The sequence below is a fragment of the Klebsiella sp. FDAARGOS_511 genome (assembly GCF_003812845.1).
Classification (GTDB): domain Bacteria; phylum Pseudomonadota; class Gammaproteobacteria; order Enterobacterales; family Enterobacteriaceae; genus Klebsiella; species Klebsiella grimontii.
Window position 1 is genome coordinate 53668 of record NZ_CP033823.1, and the last position, 22857, is coordinate 76524.

The 22857-nt window shown below is 54.6% G+C and carries 21 protein-coding genes and 1 pseudogene; 13 read left to right on the forward strand and 9 right to left on the reverse strand.

Annotation, left to right across the window (positions count from 1 at the left end; translation table 11 throughout):
* The first annotated feature begins 42 nt into the window (after window positions 1-42).
* From fecB to EGY08_RS00325, 6 genes and pseudogenes are all read left to right on the forward strand, one after another.
* Entirely contained in the window at window positions 43-945 is a 903-nt protein-coding gene (gene fecB / locus EGY08_RS00300) for a Fe(3+) dicitrate ABC transporter substrate-binding protein FecB (protein ID WP_004182127.1), read from the forward strand.
* The gene (fecC, locus tag EGY08_RS00305) at window positions 942-1940 is read left to right on the forward strand and encodes an iron-dicitrate ABC transporter permease FecC (protein WP_064352033.1); all 999 of its coding nucleotides are present in this window, start codon (window positions 942-944) and stop codon (window positions 1938-1940) included. The genes fecB and fecC overlap by 4 nt, the downstream gene beginning before the upstream one ends.
* A complete protein-coding gene (gene fecD, locus EGY08_RS00310) occupies window positions 1937-2893 on the forward strand; it encodes a Fe(3+) dicitrate ABC transporter permease subunit FecD (protein ID WP_004118246.1) in 957 nt (318 codons plus the stop codon). Before fecC ends, fecD begins: the two co-directional genes overlap by 4 nt.
* Window positions 2894-3661, forward strand: a complete 768-nt coding sequence (fecE, locus tag EGY08_RS00315) for a Fe(3+) dicitrate ABC transporter ATP-binding protein FecE (protein ID WP_004152282.1) — start codon at window positions 2894-2896, stop codon at window positions 3659-3661.
* Window positions 3662-3759: 98 nt separating this feature from the next.
* Window positions 3760-4053 carry an IS66 family insertion sequence element accessory protein TnpB gene (tnpB, locus tag EGY08_RS00320; protein ID WP_004118251.1) on the forward strand — a complete coding sequence of 98 codons (294 nt, stop codon included), beginning with the start codon at window positions 3760-3762 and terminating at the stop codon, window positions 4051-4053.
* Between the two features lie 49 nt (window positions 4054-4102).
* A pseudogene (locus tag EGY08_RS00325) lies at window positions 4103-4361 on the forward strand (IS66 family transposase); the annotation flags it as partial.
* 22 nt (window positions 4362-4383) lie between these two features.
* Here the strand turns inward: EGY08_RS00325 and EGY08_RS00330 are convergent.
* The 3 genes from EGY08_RS00330 to EGY08_RS31290 form a co-directional block, all read right to left on the reverse strand.
* Window positions 4384-4671, reverse strand: coding sequence for an EAL domain-containing protein (locus EGY08_RS00330; RefSeq protein WP_165765869.1), 288 nt, complete (start codon window positions 4669-4671; stop codon window positions 4384-4386).
* 333 nt (window positions 4672-5004) lie between these two features.
* A complete protein-coding gene (locus EGY08_RS00335) occupies window positions 5005-6015 on the reverse strand; it encodes a zinc-binding alcohol dehydrogenase family protein (protein ID WP_123828067.1) in 1011 nt (336 codons plus the stop codon).
* A gap of 22 nt (window positions 6016-6037) precedes the next feature.
* The gene (locus tag EGY08_RS31290) at window positions 6038-6253 is read right to left on the reverse strand and encodes a hypothetical protein (protein ID WP_004152285.1); all 216 of its coding nucleotides are present in this window, start codon (window positions 6251-6253) and stop codon (window positions 6038-6040) included.
* Between the two features lie 222 nt (window positions 6254-6475).
* Between EGY08_RS31290 and lacI the strand changes: the two genes are divergently transcribed.
* From lacI to lacY, 3 genes are all read left to right on the forward strand, one after another.
* A complete protein-coding gene (gene lacI, locus EGY08_RS00345; RefSeq protein ID WP_016831235.1) occupies window positions 6476-7558 on the forward strand; it encodes a DNA-binding transcriptional repressor LacI in 1083 nt (360 codons plus the stop codon).
* A gap of 121 nt (window positions 7559-7679) precedes the next feature.
* On the forward strand, window positions 7680-10754 hold the full coding sequence (gene lacZ / locus EGY08_RS00350) for a beta-galactosidase (protein WP_004182121.1): 3075 nt from the start codon (window positions 7680-7682) through the stop codon (window positions 10752-10754).
* A 51-nt stretch (window positions 10755-10805) separates the two neighbouring features.
* The gene (gene lacY / locus EGY08_RS00355; protein WP_004182120.1) at window positions 10806-12059 is read left to right on the forward strand and encodes a lactose permease; all 1254 of its coding nucleotides are present in this window, start codon (window positions 10806-10808) and stop codon (window positions 12057-12059) included.
* 209 nt (window positions 12060-12268) lie between these two features.
* On the opposite strand, the gene EGY08_RS00360 is transcribed toward lacY, so the two are convergent.
* From EGY08_RS00360 to EGY08_RS00380, 5 genes are all read right to left on the reverse strand, one after another.
* On the reverse strand, window positions 12269-13249 hold the full coding sequence (locus tag EGY08_RS00360; protein ID WP_004098903.1) for an IS5-like element IS5 family transposase: 981 nt from the start codon (window positions 13247-13249) through the stop codon (window positions 12269-12271).
* Window positions 13250-13328: 79 nt separating this feature from the next.
* Window positions 13329-15176: a diol dehydratase reactivase subunit alpha gene (locus EGY08_RS00365; RefSeq protein WP_004098901.1), complete on the reverse strand. Its 1848-nt coding sequence runs from the start codon at window positions 15174-15176 to the stop codon at window positions 13329-13331.
* Between the two features lie 12 nt (window positions 15177-15188).
* Window positions 15189-15620, reverse strand: coding sequence for a diol dehydratase small subunit (locus EGY08_RS00370; protein ID WP_004098899.1), 432 nt, complete (start codon window positions 15618-15620; stop codon window positions 15189-15191).
* A complete protein-coding gene (locus EGY08_RS00375; RefSeq protein WP_004098897.1) occupies window positions 15617-16207 on the reverse strand; it encodes a propanediol/glycerol family dehydratase medium subunit in 591 nt (196 codons plus the stop codon). The genes EGY08_RS00370 and EGY08_RS00375 overlap by 4 nt, the downstream gene beginning before the upstream one ends.
* A 13-nt stretch (window positions 16208-16220) precedes the next feature.
* Entirely contained in the window at window positions 16221-17888 is a 1668-nt protein-coding gene (locus EGY08_RS00380) for a propanediol/glycerol family dehydratase large subunit (RefSeq protein ID WP_004098894.1), read from the reverse strand.
* A gap of 393 nt (window positions 17889-18281) precedes the next feature.
* Here EGY08_RS00380 and EGY08_RS00385 point away from each other — a divergent pair, with 393 nt between their 5' ends.
* From EGY08_RS00385 to EGY08_RS00400, 4 genes are all read left to right on the forward strand, one after another.
* The gene (locus tag EGY08_RS00385) at window positions 18282-18710 is read left to right on the forward strand and encodes a GlcG/HbpS family heme-binding protein (RefSeq protein ID WP_004098893.1); all 429 of its coding nucleotides are present in this window, start codon (window positions 18282-18284) and stop codon (window positions 18708-18710) included.
* A 37-nt stretch (window positions 18711-18747) separates the two neighbouring features.
* Window positions 18748-19911 carry a 1,3-propanediol dehydrogenase gene (dhaT, locus tag EGY08_RS00390; RefSeq protein WP_004098891.1) on the forward strand — a complete coding sequence of 388 codons (1164 nt, stop codon included), beginning with the start codon at window positions 18748-18750 and terminating at the stop codon, window positions 19909-19911.
* A gap of 69 nt (window positions 19912-19980) precedes the next feature.
* Complete coding sequence (locus EGY08_RS00395; RefSeq protein ID WP_004098885.1) at window positions 19981-20346, forward strand: glycerol dehydratase reactivase beta/small subunit family protein; 366 nt, start codon at window positions 19981-19983, stop codon at window positions 20344-20346.
* Window position 20347: 1 nt separating this feature from the next.
* Complete coding sequence (locus EGY08_RS00400) at window positions 20348-20896, forward strand: cob(I)yrinic acid a,c-diamide adenosyltransferase (protein ID WP_004098883.1); 549 nt, start codon at window positions 20348-20350, stop codon at window positions 20894-20896.
* Here the strand turns inward: EGY08_RS00400 and dhaR are convergent.
* A complete protein-coding gene (dhaR, locus tag EGY08_RS00405; protein ID WP_064352032.1) occupies window positions 20874-22799 on the reverse strand; it encodes a dihydroxyacetone kinase operon transcriptional regulator DhaR in 1926 nt (641 codons plus the stop codon). The two genes, EGY08_RS00400 and dhaR, sit on opposite strands and share 23 nt — an antisense overlap.
* Window positions 22800-22857 lie beyond the last annotated feature (58 nt).

Here is a 22857-nt window from a genome sequence, read left to right on the forward strand (position 1 = left end):
TGTTAACGCCCGGCTTGCCGGGCTTTTAGCTGGAATGTGACTATGTTGGCATTTATCCGTTTTATTTTTGCAGGCCTGCTGCTGGTGATCGGCCACGCCTTTGCCGCCACGGTTCAGGACGAACACGGCACGTTTACACTCGATAAAACGCCACAACGGATTGTGGTGCTGGAACTCTCGTTCGCCGATGCGCTGGCCGCCGTGGACGTCAGCCCGATCGGTATTGCCGACGATAACGATGCAAAACGCATCCTGCCCGAAGTGCGTGCGCACCTGAAACCGTGGCAGTCCGTCGGAACGCGCGCGCAGCCGAGCCTGGAAGCCATTGCTGCCCTGAAACCAGACCTGATCATTGCCGACAGCAGTCGCCATGCGGGGATTTACACCGCCTTGCAGCAAATCGCGCCGGTACTGCTGCTTAAGTCCCGCAACGAAACCTACGCTGAAAATTTGCACTCAGCGGCTATCATCGGCGAAGTGGTAGGTAAAAAACGAGAGATGCAGGCGCGTCTGGAACAACATAAAGAGAAGATGGCGCAGTGGGCCAGCCAGCTTCCCACAGGGACACGCGTGGCCTTTGGCACATCACGCGAACAGCTATTCAACCTGCATACCCAGGAGACCTGGACCGGCAGCGTGCTGGCTTCTCTGGGGCTGAACGTTCCCGCTGCGATGGCGGGCGCGTCCATGCCGTCCATCGGCCTGGAGCAACTGCTGGCGGTCAATCCTGCCTGGCTGCTGGTTGCCCACTATCGCGAAGAGAGCATTGTTAAACGCTGGCAACAAGATCCGCTCTGGCAGATATTAACCGCCGCGCAGAAGCAGCAGGTTGCTTCAGTCGACAGTAACGCCTGGGCGCGGATGCGCGGTATTTTTGCCGCAGAGCGTATTGCCGCTGACACGGTAAAAATCTTCCACCATCAGCCGCTTACCGATGTGAAATGACCGCGCTAAAACACCCGGTGCTGCTGTGGGGGCTTCCCGTTGCAGTACTTATTATTATTTTCTGGCTGAGTCTGTTTTGCTACTCGGCCATTCCTGTTTCCGGAGCAGACGCAATCCGCGCCCTGCTGCCTGGACACACGCCAACGCTACCAGAAGCGCTGGTGCAAAACCTTCGTTTGCCGCGAAGCTTGGTCGCCGTTCTGATCGGCGCAAGCCTGGCGCTCGCGGGCACGCTGCTGCAAACCCTGACCCACAACCCAATGGCCTCTCCTTCACTGCTCGGCATTAACAGCGGCGCGGCGCTGGCTATGGCGCTTACCAGCGCGCTGAGTCCGACGCCGGTTGCAGGCTATTCCCTGTCGTTCATCGCGGCATGCGGGGGCGGCGTGAGCTGGCTGCTGGTCATGACCGCAGGAGGCGGGTTTCGTCATACCCAGGACAGAAACAAACTGATCCTCGCGGGTATCGCGCTGTCGGCCTTTTGTATGGCCCTGACCCGCTTCACCCTGCTGCTGGCCGAAGATCATGCTTACGGCATCTTTTACTGGCTGGCAGGCGGAGTGTCCCACGCCCACTGGCAGGATGTCTGGCAGCTCTTGCCGGTGGTGGTCACTGCAGTCCCTGTCGTGTTGCTGCTGGCGAATCAACTGAACCTGCTCAACGTCAGCGACAGTACCGCCCATACGCTGGGAGTGAACCTGCCGAGACTACGTTTGATCATCAATATGTTAGTGCTGCTTCTGGTTGGCGCGTGCGTCAGTGTGGCAGGTCCGGTGGCGTTTATCAGCCTGCTGGTGCCACATCTGGCGCGCTTCTGGGCAGGCTTCGATCAGCGCAACGTACTGCCGGTGAGCATGCTGCTGGGGGCCACGCTGATGCTGATGGCAGATGTACTCGCACGCGCGCTGGCCTTCCCCGGCGATCTGCCCGCAGGCGCAGTGCTGGCGCTGATTGGCAGTCCTTGCTTTGTCTGGCTGGTGAGGAGGCGAGGATGAAAATTGCGCTGGTCATTTTCATCACCCTTGCCCTGGCAGGCTGTGCGCTGTTATCACTCCATATGGGGGTGATCCCCGTGCCGTGGCGCGCGCTGCTGACCGACTGGCAGGACGGACGCGAGCATTATTATGTATTGATGGAGTACCGACTGCCGCGCTTGCTGCTGGCACTGTTTGTCGGTGCAGCCCTCGCCGTGGCGGGCGTGCTGGTACAGGGGATTGTGCGTAACCCGCTAGCATCACCGGATATTCTCGGCATTAACCATGCCGCCAGCCTTGCCTCTGTGGGAGCACTGCTTCTTATGCCATCACTATCCGTGATGGTGCTGCCGCTGCTGGCCTTTGCGGGCGGTATGGCGGGGTTGATCTTGCTGAAGATGCTGGCAAAGACCCACCAGCCGATGAAGCTGGCGCTCACCGGCGTGGCGCTTTCCGCCTGCTGGGCGAGCCTGACGGATTACCTGATGCTCCTGCACCCGCAGGATGTAAACAGTGCCCTGCTGTGGCTGACGGGTAGCTTATGGGGGCGCGACTGGCACTTTGTGAAGATTGCCGTGCCGTTGCTCATTCTGTTTTTGCCGCTGAGCCTGCGCTTTTGTCGCGATCTCGACCTGCTGGCGCTGGGCGATGCACGAGCAGCCACGCTCGGCGTGTCGGTTCAGCGCACCCGGTTCCAGGGGCTGATGCTGGCTGTCGCGATGACAGCAACCGGCGTGGCCGTCTGTGGCCCGATAAGTTTTATTGGTCTCGTCGTGCCGCACATGGTGCGCAGGATCGCCGGCGGGCGTCACCGCTGGCTGATGCCCGTTTCGGCCCTGACGGGCGCGTTGTTGCTGGTCATTGCCGATCTGCTGGCACGAATCATTCATCCGCCGCTGGAGCTTCCGGCAGGCGTGCTGACCGCCATTATCGGCGCACCGTGGTTTGTCTGGCTGCTTGTGAGAATGCGATAAATGAGATTACGTACTGAAAATCTGACCGTCAGCTATGGCGCACAAACCGTGCTGGATGGACTTTCTCTCGCCCTGCCTGCCGGAAAAATCACGGCCCTGCTCGGCCCTAACGGTTGCGGGAAATCGACGCTGTTGAACTGTTTTTCTCGCCTGTTAACACCAGACTCTGGCGAGATATTGCTTGATGAAAAACCCATAGCCGGTTTTTCCGCCCGCCAGCTGGCTCGCCGCCTGGCTTTACTGCCGCAACACCATTTATCCCCCGAGGGGATCACTGTACGGGAACTGGTTTCCTACGGCCGCAGCCCGTGGCTGTCGTTGTGGGGGCGACTCTCCGCGGAAGACAACGAGCGGGTCAACGTGGCAATGAGTCAGACCCGGACGCGCAATCTGGCTGACCGCAGGTTAACCCAGCTTTCCGGCGGCCAGCGCCAGCGTGCGTTTCTGGCGATGGTGCTGGCACAGGATACCCCACTCATTCTTCTTGATGAGCCTACGACCTACCTCGATATCAATCATCAGGTTGAACTGATGCGCCTGATGGTTGAACTCAAAAGGCAGGGGAAAACCGTAGTGACGGTACTCCACGATCTGAATCAGGCCAGCCGCTATTGCGATCATCTGGTGGTACTGGCAAGCGGTCGCGTGATGGCGCAAGGTGCTCCGGAAGCAGTGATGAAACCAGAGCTTCTAAAGACGGTGTTCAGCGTAGAAGCGGAAATCCATCCCGAACCGGTATCTGGCAGACCCATGTGTGTGGTGAAGTAGTCTGGCGAAGTGATAAGGATCATCACAGGACAGATAAAGGAAGTGATAACCACCTGCCAACAGGCACCAAAATCTGGCTGGTTGCCGGTATCACCGACATGCGCAACGGCTTCAATGGTCTCGCCGCAAAGGTGCAGACGATGCTGAAAGATGACCCGATGTCCGGCCATGTCTTCATCTTCCGGGGCCGCAGCGGCAGTAAGGTCAAACTGCTGTGGTCCACCGGCGACGGGCTGTGCCTGCTGACCAAACGGCTGGAACGCGGCCGCTTCGCCTGGCCCTCTGCCCGCGATGGCAAAGTGTTCCTGACCCCGGCGCAGCTGGCAATGCTTCTGGAAGGCATCGACTGGCGGCAGCCTAAAAGACTGCTTACGTCCCTGACCATGTTGTAGGCCTCTTTATCCTGGTTGTCGTTGAATAAGCCTGGTAAAATGCGGGCTTATGAACAACACCTCCCCCTGACGACATCCTTCTGCTGAAACAGCGCCTGTCCGAACAGGAAGCGCTGAACCGCGCCCTGCTGGAAAAGCAGGCCGACCGGGAGCGCGAAATAGACCATCTGCAGGCGCAGCTGGATAAGCTTCGCCGAATGAACTTCGGCAGTCATTCTGAATAAATCTCCCGCCGCATCGCGCAGATAGAAGCCGACCTGAACCGGCTTCAGACAGAAAGCGATACGCTGACGGGTCGGGTTGCCGATACGGGCCGGGCCCCGTATCGTTTTAACCCTGAATATTCATCGCAGATATTGTTTCGGGTTTTCCGGTATACCAGCCCTGAACTAGGTAACCGGGGCCAAGAGAACGGACGAATTCAAACTGTCCTGGCGTTTCCACCCCTTCAAACACCAGTGGTTTGCCAGTACCACGTAACCCTTTCACCACAGAAACAAGTAGCGCTCGCTTCACCGGGTCATCAATATTGGCAATAAAAATACGGTCTATTTTTATCTCATCGAAATCCAGTACCGTCAGCCATTCAATATGGGGGCCGCTTGGAAAACGGAAAATATCCTACGTTAAGCCTGTTTTTTGAGCTGGCATGACGGGCAGCTATGAGCGAAGTATAGTCATTCGCCCTATCTCTTTTGTCGCACTTTCAACAAGGGGGTCGCTTGGAAAGCGGAACGAGGTCAGTCTCCGCCCGGACTGCTCAGCTCTTTAAACAGCAAAAGAGAGGCATCTTATGAGAAGGGATTATTCAGTATGTCAGGGCAGACTGCTTTTTCATCCGCAGGTACTGAGGGTAAATGCTCAATTCCGGTACGATTCTTACTCTATAGCCAGACAGAATTCAGCATTGTGCTGAACCCGAATCTTTTTTTACTCTGACAGGCCTGTTCATCAGAACCCTGAAAAAACAATTTTCCCGTTCACATTTTTATTTTCCATGTCCTCATGAGCCCGGCGAAGTGCTTTAGCATTCAGCCTGCCATACTCTGCCAGCAACGGAGGTTTGAGCTTACCGGAATCCAGCATGCATGAGAGTTTGTTAAGAATATCATGCTGTTTAGACATGTCCGCAGTAGCATGCATGGGGCGGGTAAACATTGCCTCCCAGTGAACAGAAACGCTCTTAAATTTGATCAAACGCAGATCCAGTGGTTCAGGGTCGTCGATGAGTTCGATACGGCCTTGTGGGGCAATAATTTCGGCCATATTTTCCCAGGCAGATGGCGTGGTGTACGTTGAGAAAATCCGGGTAATGGGAGGGAGTCCAGCAAGGCTGGCAACCTGTGGCGCAAGCGCACATGAATGATCCAGGACATAATGCGCACCAAACCCGCGAACCGCTCTGACACTCTCCTGCCGGGAGGCAGTCCCGATGATGTTCACCCGACTCAGAGTGCGGGCAAGCTGTATAGCCATACAAGGGACTCCGCCCGCACCGCCAAGCATCAACAGGGTCTGATCAGCATCTCCGTTCACTGACAACTGCAGACGATCAAATAACATTTCCCAGGCTGTCAGACCGGTCAGAGGAACCGACGCTGCAGCTTCAAAACTTAGTGCTGCCGGCTTTATCCCCGTAATGCGTTCGTCAACCAGCTGAAACTCTGCGTTGGCTCCCTGGCGATCGAGCACACCGGCATAGAAAACGTGGTCACCTGGCCTGAACAGCGTCACATCTGGTCCGGTTGCTTCAACAACACCGGAAGCGTCGTATCCCATAACTACCGGATTGCCTGCAGAGGGGCTGATGTTTCGCCGGCTTTTCAGGTCCCGTGGGTTAACCGCGACCGCCCTGACTCTGATCAAAAGATCACGCCCCTTGGGCATGGATGGGTGGGGAAGCGACAAATCTTCAATAACGGATGTACTTTCCCCGGGTTGCCAGAAACCAACGGCTTTCATTCTGTCTCCTTAAAAAGGTCAGTCACCAGATAAATAAATGTAAAAGTGTGCGGAACGCGATACCCGCCAGTGCCCCCGGCAGTGCAAATCGAAAAATACGCAGAAAGCGGGCGCTGATGCCCATGAATATACCAATGCCCGGCAAATCAAAACTGTTGATGAGAAATCCGGCTGAGCGGTTAATTTCGTTAACGGTCAGGTTACCGCTATGGATAAGGTCAGTCGGTAATGCTGTCAACCTGTTGATGACTATTTTAATCTGTTGTCATTCAATCCTTGTAACATCAGGATGATCCTGGTGTCAGTGAAAATACGAAATCAACACGTTGGTATCATTACCCACCTGTGAACTGACGTCGGCATTTTGAATCTCACTTCGGCGTGCCCCCTCCGAATGGCGCAAAACATTTCGTGGTATGGCATGATAGCACCCGAAGAGAGTCAATTCAGGGTGGTAAATGTGAAACCAGTAACGCTATACGATGTCGCAGAGTATGCCGGTGTCTCTTATCAGACCGTTTCCCGCGTGGTGAACCAGGCCAGCCACGTCTCTGCGAAAACGCGGGAAAAGGTGGAAGCGGCGATGGCGCAGCTGAACTACATTCCCAACCGCGTGGCACAACAACTGGCGGGCAAACAGTCGTTGCTGATTGGCGTTGCTACCTCCAGTCTGGCCCTGCACGCGCCGTCGCAAATTGTCGCGGCGATTAAATCTCGCGCCGATCAACTGGGTGCCAGCGTGGTGGTGTCGATGGTAGAACGAAGCAGCGTCGAAGCCTGTAAAGCGGCGGTACATAACCTTCTCGCGCAACGCGTCAGTGGTCTGATCATTAACTATCCGCTGGATGACGAGGATGCCATTGCTGTGGAAGCTGCCTGCGCTAATGTTCCGGCCCTATTTCTTGATGTCTCTGACCAGACTCCCATCAACAGTATTATTTTTTCCCATGAAGACGGTACGCGACTGGGCGTGGAGCATCTGATCGCATTGGGTCACCAGCAAATCGCGTTGTTAGCCGGTCCATTAAGTTCTGTCTCGGCGCGTCTGCGTCTGGCGGACTGGCATAAATATCTCACACGCAATCAAATTCATCCGATAGCGGAACTGGAAGGCGACTGGAGTGCCATGTCCGGTTTTCAACAAACTATGCAAATGCTGAATGAGGGCATCGTTCCCACTGCGATGCTGGTTGCCAACGATCAGATGGCGCTGGGCGCAATGCGCGCTATTACCGAGTCCGGGCTGCGCGTTGGTGCGGATATCTCGGTAGTGGGATACGACGATACCGAAGACAGCTCGTGTTATATCCCGCCGTTAACCACCATCAAACAGGATTTTCGCCTGCTGGGGAAAACTAGCGTGGACCGCTTGCTGAAACTCTCTCAGGGCCAGGCGGTGAAGAGCAATCAGCTGTTGCCCGTCTCACTGGTGAAAAGAAAAACCACCCTACCGCCCAATACGCAAACCACCTCTCCCCGCACGTTGGCAGATTCCTTAATGCAGCTGGCACGACAAGTTTCCCGACTTGAAAGCGGGCAGTGAGCGCAACGCAATTAATGTGAGTCAGCTCACTCATTAGGCACCCCAGGCTTTACACTCTATGTGTCCGGCTCGTATGTTATGCGAAAATGTGAGCGGATAACAATTCACGCAGGATACAACTATGACAATGATTACGGATTCACTGGCCGTCGTATTACAACGTCGTGACTGGGAAAACCCTGGCGTTACCCAACTTAATCGCCTTGCGGCACATCCCCCTTTCGCCAGCTGGCGTAATAGCGAAGAGGCTCGCACCGATCGCCCTTCCCAAGAGTCGCGCAGCCTGAATGGTGAATGGCGCTTTGCCTGGTTTCCGGCACCAGAAGCGGTACCAGAAAGCTGGCTGGAGCGCGATCTTCCTGACGCCGATACTGTCATCGTCCCCTCAAACTGGCAGATGCACGGTTACGATGCGCCTATCTACACCAACGTGACCTATCCCATTGCGGTCAATCCGCCGTATGTTCCCACGGAGAATCCGACGGGTTGTTACTCGCTCACATTTAATATTGATGAAAGCTGGCTACAGGAAGGCCAGACGCGAATTATTTTTGATGGTGTTAACTCGGCGTTTCATTTGTGGTGCAACGGGCGCTGGGTCGGTTACGGACAGGACAGTCGTTTGCCGTCTGAATTTGACCTGAGCGCATTTTTACACGCCGGAGAAAACCGCCTCGCGGTGATGGTGCTGCGCTGGAGTGACGGCAGTTATCTGGAAGATCAGGATATGTGGCGGATGAGCGGCATTTTCCGTGACGTCTCGTTGCTGCATAAACCGAGCACGCAAATCAGCGATTTCCATGTAGCCACTCACTTTAATGATGATTTCAGCCGCGCTGTACTGGAGGCAGACGTTCAGATGTACGGCGAGCTGCGCGATGAGCTGCGGGTGACGGTTTCTTTGTGGCAGGGTGAAACGCAGGTCGCCAGCGGCACCGCGCCTTTCGGCGGTGAAATTATCGATGAGCGTGGTGGTTATGCCGATCACGTCACCCTACGTCTGAACGTCGAAAACCCGAAACTGTGGAGCGCCGAAATCCCGAATCTCTATCGTGCGGTGGTTGAACTGCACACCGCCGACGGCACGCTGATTGAAGCAGAAGCCTGCGATGTCGGTTTCCGCGAGGTGCGGATTGAAAATGGTCTGCTGCTGCTGAACGGCAAGCCGTTGCTGATTCGCGGCGTTAACCGTCACGAGCATCATCCTCTGCATGGTCAGGTCATGGATGAGCAGACGATGGTGCAGGATATCCTGCTGATGAAGCAGAACAACTTTAACGCCGTGCGCTGTTCGCATTATCCGAACCATCCGCTGTGGTACACGCTGTGCGACCACTACGGCCTGTATGTGGTGGATGAAGCCAACATTGAAACCCACGGCATGGTGCCAATGAATCGTCTGACCGATGATCCGCGCTGGCTACCCGCGATGAGCGAACGCGTAACGCGAATGGTGCAGCGCGATCGTAATCACCCGAGTGTGATCATCTGGTCGCTGGGGAATGAATCAGGCCACGGCGCTAATCACGACGCACTCTATCGCTGGATCAAATCTGTCGATCCTTCCCGCCCGGTACAGTATGAAGGCGGCGGAGCCGACACCCTCGCAACCGATATTATTTGCCCGATGTACGCGCGCGTGGATGAAGACCAGCCCTTCCCGGCTGTGCCGAAATGGTCCATCAAAAAATGGCTTTCGTTGCCTGGAGAGACGCGCCCGCTGATCCTTTGCGAATACGCCCACGCGATGGGTAACAGTCTTGGCGGCTTCGCTAAATACTGGCAGGCGTTTCGTCAGTACCCCCGTTTACAGGGCGGCTTCGTCTGGGACTGGGTGGATCAGTCGCTGATTAAATATGATGAAAATGGCAATCCGTGGTCGGCTTACGGCGGTGATTTTGGCGATACGCCGAATGATCGCCAGTTCTGCATGAACGGTCTGGTCTTTGCCGACCGCACGCCGCATCCGGCGCTGACGGAAGCAAAACACCAGCAGCAGTTTTTCCAGTTCAGTTTATCCGGGCGAACCATCGAAGTGACCAGCGAATACCTGTTTCGTCATAGCGATAACGAGCTCCTGCACTGGATGGTGGCGCTGGATGGCAAGCCGCTGGCAAGCGGTGAAGTGCCTCTGGATGTCGCTCCACAAGGTAAACAGTTGATTGAACTGCCTGGACTACCGCAGCCGAAGAGCGCCGGACAACTCTGGCTAACGGTTCACGTAGTGCAACCGAACGCGACCACATGGTCAGCAGCCGGACACATCAGCGCCTGGCAGCAGTGGCGTCTGGCGGAAAACCTCAGCGTGACACTCCCCTCCGCGCCCCACGCCATCCCGCAACTGACCACCAGCGAAACGGATTTTTGCATCGAGCTGGATAATAAGCGTTGGCAATTTAACCGCCAGTCAGGCTTTCTTTCACAGATGTGGATTGGCGATAAAAAACAACTGCTGACGCCGCTGCGCGATCAGTTCACCCGCGCACCGCTGGATAACGACATTGGCGTAAGTGAAGCGACCCGCATTGACCCTAACGCCTGGGTCGAACGCTGGAAGGCGGCGGGCCATTACCAGGCCGAAGCAGCGTTGTTGCAGTGCACGGCAGATACGCTTGCCGACGCGGTGCTGATTACCACGGTCCACGCGTGGCAGCATCAGGGGAAAACCTTATTTATCAGCCGGAAAACCTACCGGATTGATGGAAGTGGTCAAATGGCGATTACCGTTGATGTTGAAGTGGCGAGCAATACGCCACATCCGGCGCGGATTGGCCTGACCTGCCAGCTGGCGCAGGTAGCAGAGCGGGTAAACTGGCTCGGATTAGGGCCGCAAGAAAACTATCCCGACCGCCTTACTGCGGCCTGTTTTGACCGCTGGGATCTGCCATTGTCAGACATGTATACCCCGTACGTCTTCCCGAGCGAAAACGGTCTGCGCTGCGGGACGCGCGAATTGAATTATGGCCCACACCAGTGGCGCGGCGACTTCCAGTTCAACATCAGCCGCTACAGTCAACAGCAACTGATGGAAACCAGCCATCGCCATCTGCTGCACGCGGAAGAAGGCACATGGCTGAATATCGACGGTTTCCATATGGGGATTGGTGGCGACGACTCCTGGAGCCCGTCAGTGTCGGCGGAATTCCAGCTTAGCGCCGGTAGCTACCATTACCAGTTGCTCTGGTGTCAAAAATAATAATAACCGGGCAGGCCATGTCTGCCCGTATTTCGCGTAAGGAAATCCATTATGTACTATTTAAAAAACACAAACTTTTGGATGTTCGGTTTATTCTTTTTCTTTTACTTTTTTATCATGGGAGCCTACTTCCCGTTTTTCCCGATTTGGCTACATGACATCAACCATATCAGCAAAAGTGATACGGGTATTATTTTTGCCGCTATTTCTCTGTTCTCGCTATTATTCCAACCGCTGTTTGGTCTGCTTTCTGACAAACTCGGGCTGCGCAAATACCTGCTGTGGATTATTACCGGCATGTTAGTGATGTTTGCGCCGTTCTTTATTTTTATCTTCGGGCCACTGTTACAATACAACATTTTAGTAGGATCGATTGTTGGTGGTATTTATCTAGGCTTTTGTTTTAACGCCGGTGCGCCAGCAGTAGAGGCATTTATCGAGAAAGTCAGCCGTCGCAGTAATTTCGAATTTGGTCGCGCGCGGATGTTTGGCTGTGTTGGCTGGGCGCTGTGTGCCTCGATTGTCGGCATCATGTTCACCATCAATAATCAGTTTGTTTTCTGGCTGGGTTCTGGCTGTGCATTCATCCTCGCCGTTTTACTCTTTTTCGCCAAAACGGATGCGCCCTCTTCTGCCACGGTTGCCAATGCGGTAGGTGCCAACCATTCGGCATTTAGCCTTAAGCTGGCGCTGGAACTGTTCAGACAGCCAAAACTGTGGTTTTTGTCACTGTATGTTATTGGCGTTTCCTGCACCTACGATGTTTTTGACCAACAGTTTGCTAATTTCTTTACTTCGTTCTTTGCTACCGGTGAACAGGGTACGCGGGTATTTGGCTACGTAACGACAATGGGCGAATTACTTAACGCCTCGATTATGTTTTTTGCGCCACTGATCATTAATCGCATCGGTGGGAAAAACGCCCTGCTGCTGGCTGGCACTATTATGTCAGTACGTATTATTGGCTCATCGTTCGCTACCTCAGCACTGGAAGTGGTTATTCTGAAAACGCTGCATATGTTTGAAGTACCGTTCCTGCTGGTGGGCTGCTTTAAATATATTACCAGCCAGTTTGAAGTGCGTTTTTCAGCGACGATTTATCTGGTCTGTTTCTGCTTCTTTAAGCAACTGGCGATGATTTTTATGTCTATTCTGGCGGGCAATATGTATGAAAGCATCGGTTTCCAGGGCGCTTACCTGGTGCTGGGTCTGGTGGCGCTGGGCTTCACCTTAATTTCCGTGTTCACGCTTAGCGGCCCCGGCCCACTTTCCCTGCTGCGTCGCCAGGTGAATGAAGTCGCTTAAGAAATTAATGTCGGATACGGCGCGAGCGCCTTATCCGACCAACTTATCAGGACGGAATGTTAAGGAAGGTGCGAATAAGCGGGGAAATTCTTCTCGGCTGACTCAGTCATTTCATTTCTTCATGTTTGAGCCGATTTTTTCTCCCGTAAATGCCTTGAATCAGCCTATTTAGACCGTTTCTTCGCCATTTAAGGCGTTATCCCCAGTTTTTAGTGAGATCTCTCCCACTGACGTATCATTTGGTCCGCCCGAAACAGGTTGGCCAGCGTGAATAACATCGCCAGTTGGTTATCGTTTTTCAGCAACCCCTTGTATCTGGCTTTCACGAAGCCGAACTGTCGCTTGATGATGCGAAATGGGTGCTCCACCTTGGCCCGGATGCTGGCTTTCATGTATTCGATGTTGATGGCCGTTTTGTTCTTGCGTGGATGCTGTTTCAAGGTTCTTACCTTGCCGGGGCGCTCGGCGATCAGCCAGTCCACATCCACCTCGGCCAGCTCCTCGCGCTGTGGCGCCCCTTGGTAGCCGGCATCGGCTGAGACAAATTGCTCCTCTCCATGCAGCAGATTACCCAGCTGATTGAGGTCATGCTCGTTGGCCGCGGTGGTGACTAGGCTGTGGGTCAGGCCACTCTTGGCATCGACACCAATGTGGGCCTTCATGCCAAAGTGCCACTGATTGCCTTTCTTGGTCTGATGCATCTCCGGATCGCGTTGCTGCTCTTTGTTCTTGGTCGAGCTGGGTGCCTCAATGATGGTGGCATCGACCAAGGTGCCTTGAGTCATCATGACGCCTGCTTCGGCCAGCCAGCGATTGATGGTCTTGAACAATTGGCGGGCCAGTTGATGCTGCTCCAGCAGGTGGAGGAAATTCATGATGGTGGTGCGGTCAGGCAAGGCGCTATCCAGGGATAACCGGGCAAACCGACGCATGGAGGCGATTTCGTACAGAGCATCTTCCATCGCGCCATCGCTCAGGTTGTACCAATGCTGCATGCAGTGAATGCGTAGCATGGTTTCCAGCGGATAAGGTCGCCGGCCATTACCAGCCTTGGGGTAAAACGGCTCGATGACTTCCACCATGTTTTGCCATGGCAGAATCTGCTCCATACGGGACAAGAAAATCTCTTTTCTGGTCTGACGGCGCTTACTGCTGAATTCACTGTCGGCGAAGGTAAGTTGATGACTCATGATGAACCCTGTTCCATGGCTCCAGATGACAAACATGATCTCATATCAGGGACTTGTTCGCACCTTCCCTAACTTATATTTATCTGTCATCGCAAACCCGGTCATTATCTGTATCGCAGCGATACACGAGTCCGGTTGCCACCGCATTACGCGGGCCTTCCGTTCCGCGAATGTTGCCCTGCCCGGCGACCACACCATAATGGGATAACGCATCGGTGATCATTTGCGGGATTTCGAAGTCCAGCGATGATCCGCCTACCAGCACCACAAAGGCCATGTCACGGATTTCGCCCCCCGGCGAGACCTGCCGCAGAGCCCGCAAGCAGTTGGTCACAAAAACTTTTTCTTTTGCCTGTCGGCGCACCAGACGGATTTTTTCCAGCGAAGTGTGATTATCAATCGGGATCAGGGTGCCGTTTTTGATATACACCACTTTAGCGAACACGGCCGGGCTGAGCGGTTCGCGGAAAAACTCTACCGCCCCATTTTCATGGCGAATACTGAACAGGCTTTCAACTTTGGCGAGCGGGTATTTCTTAATCTCCTCCGCCAGCGTCAAATCGCTTAATCCAAGCTCGGTTTTGATAAGCAGGCTGACCATATTGCCCGCCCCCGCCAGATGCACCGATTTTATCTGCCCTGCTCCATTGATGGTGGCGGCATCCGTGGAACCCGCGCCTAAATCCAGGATAGCCAGCGGTGTGTCGCTCCCCGGTGTGGTGAGCGCCCCGGCAATCGCCATATTGGCCTCCACGCCGCCCACTTCCACACGGGTGTTTAAACGTTGGCTGAGTTCGCGCGCAATGACCTCCATTTGCAGTCGGTCAGATTTCACCATAGCCGCAATGCCCACGGCATTTTCCATCGAGAACTCATTCGCCAGCCCGCCCTGAACCTTGCAGGGAATGAATGTGTCCACGGCAAGTAAATCCTGAATAAAGACCTCATGAGCACCGTGACCGCTCAGGGAAGCCATCACCTGGCGCACCCGTTCCAGCATCCCACCAGCGTGGGTGCCGGGTTCACCGCGAATATCGCAAATTGGGGCACACCCGGCGACCGCGTGCATAATCGACTCGGCTCCACGTGCCACATCCGCCTGGACGGTACGTTTTTCCCCACGCACGGTGATATGCCCCGCCGGGATCACCCGCGATTTCACATCGCCTTTCGGAGTTTTCAGCACCACCGCCGAACGGTTGCCGATAAGCGCTCTCGCCACGGGCACAATCATCCGTGTCTCTTCCGGGGTGAGCGCAAACCAGGTGGCGATGCCATAGGGATTAGACAACAGCGAAATCACCTGCCCGGTCGCCGCCACTTCTACCGCCGCCAGCACGCCTTCGGGTACCTGGTCGATAAGCGTCACTTCATCAACAATCGGCAAGGTACGCTGCAGGCGATTATTGATCAGCACACCATCATCCTGCTGGAGGATCACCGCCACCACGTTGATGCCCCGCGTGAGCGCCTCATTCAGTTGCCAGGCGGCATCCATAAAATCGACCTGATGGTCCACCAGCGGTATCCATCCACTGCTGTATTCTTCGGGCGTCAGCGCGTCCAGATTTTCCAGACGGATCGTGGTTCCAACGCCCAGTCCCTCACCGCCCGGCGTCTGGGGGTTATGACCAATCATCGTCGATTCGGTGATAATCGTTTCGGTAATGGTCTCCATCGCCACATCGCCAATGACCGGCGCGGCCTCATTCAGGCAAATGAGCGCCACATCCTGCTGACTGCGCCCGGCTTTATCCAGCGCCTGCATGAGTGAGCCAATCACCCCGCTGATGTTGTCCCGTGTCCCTTTCGTTCCGGTCGTCGGCACAATTCCGCTGGTAAGAAACCGCAGCCCCTGACTGGTGGACTCAGCCAGGGCGACCTCTGTCGTGGCGTTGCCAATATCAATCCCCGCAATCAATGCCATATCAGCTCGCCCTTATGCTTCTTTTTTACGCAGCTTATCGCGCTGGCGATAGACTTCTGCCGATTCGCGAATAAACGCGGCGTTGATCGTCGCCTGATACTGGTATTCCAGTTCATCGGCAATCGCCAGCAGCTCCTCAGTGGAAGAACGATACGGGCGCAGCGCATTGTAGATTTCGAGGATCCGGCTATCAGGAATGGCAATTAACTCCCCGGCGCGACGCAGGTTGCGGGCGATAGCATGGCGCTGCATCTGTTCTGCGATTTGCGCCTGATACTCCAGAGTTTCTCGTGAGATACGCACATCCTGTGGGCCTATCTTTCCGGCGAGAACATTTTCAAGCGTGATATCGGTAAGCGGTTTTCCGGTCGGCGTCTGGATACGCTCCGGGCAGCGGGTTGCCAGCGGGTAATCTGCGGCCGTCATTGTGGTTTTGGTGGTCATTTTTCCTCCCGGATAATTTCAATATTCAGCGCAACGGGTTTGGCATCCGGCACCACATGTTTTGTCTCTTTGATGTGGAACAATGCCGCCTTCGCCATAAATTTCGGGCGCACCATCTGGTCATTCACCACCGGCACCGGCGAGGGCGATTCTTTACGGGCATAGCGCGCGGCGTTTTTGCCAATCTGACGATAGGTTTCGAGCGTTAACAGCGGAGCCTGAGAAAACAGCTCCAGATTACTGAGCGGCAACAGATCGCGTTGGTGGATAACGGTTGTCCCTTTAGACTGGATACCGATTCCAATCCCCGAGCCGCTGAGATTTGCCGCATCCCAGGACATAAAAGAGACATCCGAGGTGCGCAGGATCCTGACCACTCTGGCATGCAGCCCCTCTTCCTCAACGCCCGCCACCAGCTCTTTGATAATTGCTTTATGCGGCATATCAATGAGGGTTTGATGCTGAAATTTATCAAATGCCGGGCCAACGCCAATGACGACTTCATCGGCACGTTCACCCGCACCGGCAACGCCGTTTTCAACCAGCGTCAGGGTAAAAACCGGGCTCTTTTTCTGTTTCGTTTCCATGATGCAGTTCCCCTTACTCGATGCTGTCAGGCTGGATAACCGTGGCAATGTTTTTGATCTCTTCCCAGCGTTCCGGGGAAATTCGATAGCCCGTACCCGGCCCCTGGTAATCGTTGACATCGTTTACGGCGCTGACCACGTCAAAATCACGGTCGAGGATCGCGGAGGTTTGCAGATAATCCCCGGTCACACGCTGGCGCAGCATATTGAGAATATTGTCGGCCACATCATCAAATCCGTTAACGCTCAGGGCCTTAACAATATCCAGCCCGGTGATATTGCGTTTCATCATCTCTTCCACTGCGCCCAGATCTTCCACCACATTACGCGGCGGCATGTCTTTACTGCCGTGCGCATAGGTCGCCGCCGTCACTTCTTCATCGGTCACCGCAGGCAGCCCCAGTTCACGGAATACGGCCTGTACCGCGCGGGCCGCTTTATTGCGGATGGCGATGGTCTCTTCTTCCGATACCGGACGCAGACCGCCATCGACCATCAGGTCGCGTTGCAGAATGTTGTAATCGTCAAAGTCTTCGGCGTCGAAATTCGACCCGGCAAACATGTTGTCGTAGTTCGGTACGGCGCTATAGCCTGAGAAGATAAAGTCCGTCCCCGGCAGCATCTGCATCAGCGTGCGTGCCGTGCGGCGAATATCAGAGTGGGAGAACGTCTGGTCATTGGCTGAGGCCACTTCCAGGTCGAGCATGGAGGCAATCAGGTTTTCCGCCAGCACCGCACGAATACCGGAAGGTACCGCCCCGGTCATGCCAATGCAGCTTACCGCGCCATTTTGCAGCCCCTGCACCCCGGCACCTTTGGTGATAAAGATGCAGCGCGACTCCAGGTAAAGCATCGATTTGCTCTCGGAATATCCCATCAGCGCTTCCGAGCCTGTGCCAGACGTGTAGCGCATTTTCAGCCCGCGAGACGCGTAGGCAGACGCCAGAAAGGCTTTCGACCACGGTGTGTCATCGCCATCGGTGAACACCGCTTCAGTACCGTACACGGAGACGGTTTCCGCATAGCTGGTAAACCCGCGCATACCCAGCTCCAGTTCGGTGGCTTCTTCCACTGAGCACTGGGTTAATACGCCAGGACGGCCAGATTGCGAGCCCACCAACAACGCCAGGGCATTAAACGGCGCATAGCGGGCAATGCCGACGGTGGTTTCCTGTTCGGAGAATCCGCGGATCCCCGCTTCGGCTGCATCCGCCGCAATTTGCACCGGGTTGTCTTTCAGGTTGGTTACATGGCACTGATTGGAAGGCGTACGCCGCGCGCGCATTTTCTGCAACGCCATCATCATTTCCACCACGTTCATGTGGGCCATCACTTCCACCGCTTTCGCCGGGGTAATGGCGGTGGTGATGTTAATGATTTCTGCCCGCCCCACGTTGATATCCACCAGCATGCGTGAAATCGTCAACGCATCCAGGGCCATTGCGCGTTCTGTCTGTTCAATGTTGATGGCGTAATCGGCGATAAACCGATCAATCATGTCGAAATCGGCACGGGCTTTGCCGTCCAGTTCAACAATGCGCCCGTTTTCGACTTTCACGGAAGATGGCGGGTCCCAGGGGCTACCCATTGCAATCAGCCCTTCTTCAGGCCATTCACCAATCAGGCCATCCTGGTTAACTGGCCGCTTTTCGAGGACTTCGAATCGTTTTGATCGTCTCATTTTGCTCTGGCTCATAAGATTAAAAAATTGTGCCCGGTAGTGCTCTCCGGGTGAGAATTACCGGCAACTTAAAGGGCGCAGCGCAATAAAAAAATTAAATAAATTTGGTTTTATTTTGGGACATCTTTTTGTTAATCCGTTTCACAGTGGAACGCATTAAAACAGCCTCACAAATAAATGTGATACACGACCGACGTCAAATCAAAATAGTGCTAAAAAAGCATTTTCTATAAAATCACCCGCCCATTACTCCCTGTTGACTTACGTTCATTAAAAGCAAAAATAACACCAAAGGATTAATGTGATTTTCATCCATTAATCATCCAGCATTTAATTTTTTATTAAATTAACACCACTCCCATTAACACTCTGTGGATGATTTCAGGAGTATGTATGATTAAAAGCCTTCCCCGCGCCACCGTCAGCCTTGCCATGGCAAAAGCGATGACGGCAGCCGCTGAGAGTAAAGCCAGTGAAATCAATGTACCAGTGGTCATATCCATCGTCGATGGCGGAGCAAACCCGCTGATAATGCAGCGAATGGACGAAGCCTTTGTCACCAGTTGTGATATTTCGCTGAACAAGGCGTGGTCTGCCTGCTGCCTGCAACAACCGACGCATGAAATTACCGCAGGCGTTCAACCGGGCCAGTCACTCTATGGTTTGCAGCTTACCAATCAGCAGCGAATTGTTATTTTTGGCGGTGGTTTCCCCATTATTGAAAACAATCAGGTTATTGGCGCAATCGGCGTCAGTGGTGGCACGGTTGAACAGGATATGGAAATAGCCAGGTCAGCGCTCGACTATTTCGACAAGCATTAATCAACTTTATTTCTAACTCAATTTTCTGAGGCTTATTATGAGCGATCGTATGTATGACTTTCTTGTTCCAAATGTGAACTTCTTCGGCCCGGGCGCGGTGTCTGTTGTGGGCGAACGCTGCAAACTGTTGGGCGGGAAAAAAGCCCTGTTGGTGACCGATAAAGGCCTGCGCGCCATTAAAGACGGCGCAGTCGATCAGACCGTAAAACATCTGCGCGAAGCCGGTATTGACGTGGTAATTTTTGATGGTGTCGAACCGAACCCGAAAGACACCAACGTGCGTGATGGTCTGGCGGTCTTCCAGAAAGAGCATTGCGACATGATAATCACCGTGGGCGGCGGCAGTCCTCATGACTGCGGGAAAGGTATCGGTATCGCCGCGACCCACCCAGGCGACCTTTATAGCTATGCGGGTATCGAAACCCTGACCCATGCGCTGCCACCGATTATTGCCGTCAACACCACCGCCGGCACCGCCAGCGAAGTCACCCGTCACTGCGTACTGACGAATACCAAAACCAAAGTGAAATTCGTTATTGTGAGCTGGCGTAACCTGCCTTCTGTTTCCATCAATGATCCGCTGTTGATGGTTGGCAAACCTGCCGGTTTGACCGCCGCAACCGGGATGGATGCGCTGACTCATGCCGTGGAAGCCTATATCTCCAAAGATGCCAACCCGGTGACGGATGCGTCTGCTATCCAGGCTATTAAACTGATTGCGACTAACCTTCGTCAGGCCGTGGCGCTGGGCACCAACATCAAAGCGCGTGAAAATATGGCCTGCGCGTCACTGCTTGCCGGGATGGCGTTTAACAATGCTAACCTCGGTTATGTCCATGCGATGGCTCACCAACTTGGCGGCCTGTACGACATGGCTCACGGTGTGGCAAACGCCGTGCTGTTACCGCACGTCTGCCGCTACAACCTGATAGCCAACCCGGAAAAATTTGCCGATATCGCCACCTTTATGGGCGAAAATACCACCGGGCTCTCCACGATGGATGCCGCTGAGTGCGCAATTAACGCCATTGCCCGTTTGTCCAAAGACGTTGGCATCCCTCAGCACCTGAATGAACTTGGCGTAAAAGAGGCTGACTTCCCATATATGGCGGAGATGGCGCTTAAAGACGGCAACGCGTTCTCTAACCCGCGTAAAGGGAATGAGAAAGAGATTGTTGAGATTTTCCGTCAGGCGTTCTGAAGCACGTCACCAAACCATTCGCGGGCCGCTGTGCCCGCTTTTGTGATTTAACTGACGTGGAGAACGCGTATGCAAAACCCTGGTATTCCCGGCTCACCCGCAGTGCATCTGTTTTACCATCCAGGCCTGCACGACAGCGAAACGCTGCGTCAGATAAGCCTCGGTCTTGAGGAACAGGGTGTACCTTGCCGAACCATCTCCTGTGCTGACATCGATAACGCACTGGCGCTTGCCCATCAGGCCGCGCAGCACTCCGCGCTCCGCACCGGGATCGGCGTTTCCGCCAGCGGCGATACCGTACTGACACATGCCCAGTACCCTGCCGATCGCCCCCTGCGTCACTGCCCTCCTGACAGTGGCTACGCCCGTTTACGTAATCTCGGCGCGAATGCGGGCCAGTTGGTGAAAGTCATCCCCTTTAGCGAGGCGCTATAACATGTATCGCATCTATACCCGAACCGGTGATAAAGGCACGACGGCGCTGTTTGGCGGTAGCCGAATCAATAAAGACGATATCAGAGTAGAAGCCTACGGCAGTGTGGATACGCTAATTTCACTGCTGGGCGTCTGTCATGCTGCCAACGACGATCCTGACCTGCGTGCCGGGCTGCACCGCATTCAGGAGGAGTTGTTTGTGGTGGGCGCTGAACTGGCCTGCGATGAAAGGGGGATTACTCGTCTTAGCCGCGTTATCGATCAGGCGGATATTAACCGACTGGAACAAGAGATCGACCGCAATATGACCGCAACGGGCCCACTAAAAGCGTTCGTCATCCCCGGCAAGAACCTGGCTTCGGCTTACCTGCATGTGGCGCGCACGCAGGCCCGACAACTTGAAAGGATTCTGGTGGCAATGGACAGAACTGTGCCCCTGCGCGAATCGTTAAAAAGTTACATCAACCGTCTGTCTGATGCGTTGTTTGCGATGGCGCGCGTGGCGGAGTGCCAGCCAGAGGAGAACCTTAATCCTGATGTCGATGCTTGAACTGAGTGACATCAATATCAAACTGCTTCAGTTTACGCCACAGGGTGGTGCGGCCAATATTCAGCAACCGTGACATCTCCTGTACGCGCCCACTGGTCACTCTGGCGGCGTGAATAATCGCTTCTTTCTCTATTGCCGAAATGCTCATACTGGCGGGCATTAATGTACTGTTTCCCGCCACACCGGGGTGTTCGCTGAATAGCCACCCTGGCAGATTGCTTAAGCGGATGTGCCCGTGCTCGCTGCTGATAGCAATATTCTCCACGATGCTGTTCAGCTCAAAATCATTTCCCGGCCACGAATAGGCCACCAGATGCGCCAGCGCATCGTCGTCAACTTTTAGCCGAGATGAGAAACGCCGCTCCAGCGTGCGCAAGCGGCTATGCACCAGCGACGGGATACTGTTCCGCCGTTCACGCAACGGTGGAATACTGATCTCAAACGAGTGTAATGCGTAATAAAGCTGGCGGCTAAAACGGTTTTGTTCCACCAGATTGCCGAGATCCATCGTCGTGGTGGCAATCACTTTAACATCCACCGGAATCAACCGCCGTGCATCCAGACGCGTCACCACACCCTGCTTGATCACCTGAAGTAAAATGGACTGTAGCTCCGGGGCCAGATATTCGATCTTCTCCAGAAAAAGTGTGCCACCGGACGCCAGCTCAAGGCGACTCAGACGCCCGTTCTCTTCTTCCGTTGCCGAACTGCCCATGAAATCTACGCCAAGGGCATTATCAGCATATAACTGGCAGTTAACGGCAATAAACGGGCCCGCCGCCCGTTCGCTTTCGTTATGAATTGCCTGCGCGATTAACTCTTTACCAACCCCCTCTTCCCCGCACATGAGTACCGGGAAATTGCCCCGCGCAGCCTGACGACCAAAATGAATCAACCGCCGGGTCTCCGGATCGTCCGCCGACATCTGAGAAAACGTATGGCTCACCTTACCCAACTGGCTGGTCATTAACTGGCGCATTTGTTCAACCGGATGGAGCAGCAGAATGAAACTGGTTCCCTGCGCTTCGACAATCGGTTTTAGCGTGATGACCGCATCGACAAACTGGTGCTGGCTTTCGAACGTGACTTCGGCGTGGCTGAGGGAGCGCGCCTGTTTGGTGGCCCGCCGAAGCAGGGCGGGCAGCGTCACCAGATCGTTAATATTTTTCCCCTGACACGCCTGCGCATCGAGGTGTAATAACCGCGCCGCCTGGGGATTAAGAAACTGTAATATGCCCTGCTCATTCCAGGCCATCACACCGTCATCCATGCTCTCGAGCAGGCCGTACATCTGATTGAGATGGCGGTTAGACTCCGCCAGTAAGCTATCCGTCAGCAACGAATTCCCCACTTCTCTGGTCATCGCCAGGGTCAAAGAGAGATCTGCCACGCCCGAGTCCTCAGCCAGACAACACAGGGCAATCGAGCCAAATAAACGCCCATTGTTATCAAAAATGGGCGTAGAGCAGAATGCCCAGGGGAATAAGGCCTGTTTAAAGTGTTGATCGCCCAGAGTTTTTACCGGCTGCCCGATCATTGACGCCAGAGAGAGAGAACAGGTACCAATAATACTTTCCGCGCAGTAACTACCGGCCATGAACCCCAGAGAATCCAGCGCCTCCAGGGTATCCGGGTGGCCGCAGCGGGTCAGAACACAAGCAGACTCATCCAGAATAAACAGGGCGCACGGGCGACCGTCCATATACTCCCAGGCATCCTCCAGCGCCGCCTGGCCGATGGTCAGCAGCGCAGTCTTACGACGGCAGATAGACTGGAACGTCAGCCCCTTAGCCTGATGCGGCGTACTCCAGAATTCGCGCTTCATCATCTTGCCGCAGCGGTGCCAGGACTGGTCAATAAATGACGTCAGGGCCTGTTCGACGTGCTCATTCTGCGTGGTCATAGCCTTATTACTCTCTTCTCTGCCTGCCTGAAAAGGCCGGTCCATAAAAACAACAACC